The sequence below is a fragment of the Brunnivagina elsteri CCALA 953 genome (assembly GCF_002289455.1).
Taxonomy (GTDB): domain Bacteria; phylum Cyanobacteriota; class Cyanobacteriia; order Cyanobacteriales; family Nostocaceae; genus Brunnivagina; species Brunnivagina elsteri.
In genome coordinates, this window is record NZ_NTFS01000577.1 from 1 (window position 1) to 3,112 (window position 3,112).

3 protein-coding genes are annotated in these 3,112 nt (G+C 37.9%); 1 reads left to right on the forward strand and 2 read right to left on the reverse strand.

What is annotated here, in order from left to right; genetic code table 11:
- Positions 1 to 97 precede the first annotated feature (97 nt).
- Positions 98 to 1,660, reverse strand: coding sequence for a PrsW family intramembrane metalloprotease (locus CK510_RS28565; protein WP_095724859.1), 1,563 nt, complete (start codon positions 1,658 to 1,660; stop codon positions 98 to 100).
- A gap of 355 nt (positions 1,661 to 2,015) precedes the next feature.
- Between CK510_RS28565 and CK510_RS28570 the strand changes: the two genes are divergently transcribed.
- Positions 2,016 to 2,279 carry a DUF3146 family protein gene (locus CK510_RS28570; protein ID WP_095724860.1) on the forward strand — a complete coding sequence of 88 codons (264 nt, stop codon included), beginning with the start codon at positions 2,016 to 2,018 and terminating at the stop codon, positions 2,277 to 2,279.
- A 138-nt stretch (positions 2,280 to 2,417) separates the two neighbouring features.
- Here the strand turns inward: CK510_RS28570 and CK510_RS28575 are convergent, their stop codons facing one another.
- Complete coding sequence (locus tag CK510_RS28575; RefSeq protein WP_095724861.1) at positions 2,418 to 2,864, reverse strand: pre-16S rRNA-processing nuclease YqgF; 447 nt, start codon at positions 2,862 to 2,864, stop codon at positions 2,418 to 2,420.
- Positions 2,865 to 3,112: the final 248 nt, after the last annotated feature.

Below are 3,112 nucleotides of genomic sequence, written 5' to 3' on the forward strand. Positions count from 1 at the left end.
TGGACGAACTTCATCAAGTTTACGTCCATCCACACGGACGTTATCTTCGACGATTTGGCGACGCATTAGCTGTTTGGAGTATAATAAAATTTTATTCCTACTTCTTAAAACTCAATTCGGCATTCTGCATCTCATCGACTATTTGCTGACTGCGGTTAAGATAGGTGACGAATAGTAAAATCGAAAATGCCAGAATTACGAACCCAATCCAACCATTGGAAAATGTGTTGTAGGAACCGTGGAGAACAGCAGAAATTCCTAATCCAATAAAGATAATTGAACCTTTGCGTGATGGATTAATTGCTGCTAAACCTAAAAAATAACCGACAATCCCAGCCCAAATTGCATGATATAAGGGCAAAGAGACAAACCTGATTGTGTTGATTAAAACGTAAAATCCAAAACCGCTTTCTCCCGTAGCCAAACTAATGGCATATTGAAAAGAGTAGTTTACCCCTTCTGCGATCGCAAACCCTAAACCTGACATTGCCCCATAAAATGCTGATGTTAGGGGGTCTTTTAGTTTTCCTGGACGCATCAAAAATAGGTACACTGGTAAAGCTTTGCACGACTCTTCAAGTACACCAACACCGAAAATAAAGCCAATGAGTTGGGGTATCAGATTTTCTTGTTTGACTGCTGTGTATAGAAGGCTAAATGGAGGTACTCTTTGGCAAAGTAAAAGTATGGGAATACCTATAAATGCTGTAAATAAAGCGCATTTAACTGTATTTCTCCAAGAGAAAATTGCAGGTTTAAGTAAGTTATATAAAACGATTCCCCATATTGATGAATAATAAATTCCCAAAATGAAAGCCATTAAAGCTAAACCTGCTGTTTTGGCAATCAAACTCACTGCGAAGGGGAATAAACCAAAAAACAGTAATAATCTAACTGTATTTGTTTTGTACAAATCAGAATTTAGGGCATCATGATAAGGGACAACTGAGGAGAATTTAAATGTCCACAAAGTTGCCAGAAATTCAGGATTTTCAGCTTGCTGTTTTTTTGGCGTAATTGGTATAAGTTTGCCGATTCCCAGTTCAAATTCTTGAAACCAAGCGGGAAATTCTTCTTCTATTTCTCGTCCATAAACTTTGACAGTTTTAATCGATTCTATTTTTAATCTGACCAATTCTTTGCGAATAATTGCCGTACATAGTGATTGATTGGGAACTTGAACTGATTCTAATAGTATTTGTAAGCAATTTTCTTTAATGCCAATTTTTAAAGTAATTTTTTGCTGTTTAAATGAATTATTTAATATTACTGAGATGGACTCAATATCATCATTATTCCCATTGAATTGGAGGTTTTGTTGATAATTATTCTGTTCTTCTAGATTTACATTATTTGCATTATTAACTTGTTCTAACTCCACTTCCTCATCCCAAGAAAGCATATCCTCGCTTGCTTGCTGTGCGTAAATCCTAACCGTCTTAATTGATGTTACCCCCAAACCCATCATTCCCTTACGGATAAATGCCACCGAAGTCTGTCTATCGGGAACTTGATTTGACTTTAGCCAAACCTGTAAGCAACCATCTTCGAGACTTGCCTCTACATCGATACCTTGATTTTGGAGCAAACGATTTATTAATGATGCGATCGCATTTACATCGCCTTTTTTTGCCTGTTCTAAGAGGTTCGGCTGTGTCATAGCAAACCATTACTGATAGGAGATAAATATTTAAAATTACTACTCCTAAAATGACTCTAGTCTCTATTTTTCTACAACCGCAGGAATACCTATAAACCTTAATTTCAGTAATAATTACCTTTTTACATGAATCAAATTACACTTTTTTTTGCTTCCGGAATAGTTATATTAAAATTATATTTACAAATTTTAACTAGTTATTAATACTGAGTAAATTTTCGTGATTTATCAATAAAGATACAACTACTACAAGTCAGCCTTGAGAAATGATTGTTCGATTTTGTATTTGATATATTTAAATTCAATGTAAAGCTATAATTACCCAACTATTCTCTTAACCTGTCTATAAAGAATTGTGAGTACTAAACCTCTACCCGAAACAACCGCCCATGTTAGGATTATCCGCCAATCCTGGCAGCATGGCTTACTAGAAGGAGAAGTACATGCGGGTGATTACGAATGGCAGTTCCAATGGGACTTTCGCCAAGGAGAACTGATGGTTAAACCATCCCAAGGACGGGCTTTAATTAAAGAACCTCTCGGTCGTTTCTTGGAGCAAAAAGATTATCAGCTAGAACCAGGAGGTGATTATGCGTTTACGATTCGATCGGAATTATGATTGGGGATTGGGGATTGGTTAAAATAAATGACCAGAAAGCTTTTAGAGGTTAGCCAATCGAATTATGATTCGTGATTGCTGACAACTGATTCCCGATTCCCGATTCCCGATTCCCGATTACTGACAACTGATTCCCGATTACTGATTCTTAGAAGTCAATCTAGCCAAATACCTCTCAATGAGCAAAATGGCGACAATATCGTCAATGGCACGAGGTGGTTGCCGCATCCCTTGGGGTAAAAGCTTATTTAGCCCTTGGGGTGGGTACATTTGCCAATAGCGATCGCGTGCTTCTAAAGTACTATAACGTTCGTCAACTAGGATAATGTTAAATTGTTCACCAAGGTGGGATTGTAGGTCTTTTTTCCAACGTTTGGAAGTAGTTTGGTCGCCCATTACTAGCAGGGTGATGGGATACTTGTCACGTAGTTGTTTAATTACACTAGTGGCATCTGCTGAGGGAATTACCTCGTGATAGCATAATTGTCGGTCTAGTCCCATTACCGCGACACCGCATTTATCTTTACCCGGATCGAATCCCAAAATCATTGGCTGTGTCAACGAAAATACTTGTTCTGGTGGCATAAATAAGAGTTAAGTTGAGAGTTTCCGTAATGGTTTAGGTTAGGACTTACGCATTGACAGAAAAATCAAAATAGGGGTATAGGTTTCCAGGCTTTGAGCTTGATTTTTCTGTTCCGTACCATGCGATACGCCCTTGGCGTTAAGCTGCGCTTATCGCAACCAATCAAAAATGGTTAAGAAAAGCCTGAGACGACCTATTTGCCTTAATACACATGATGAGTCGTTTGTACAGTGCGTAAGTCCTATAG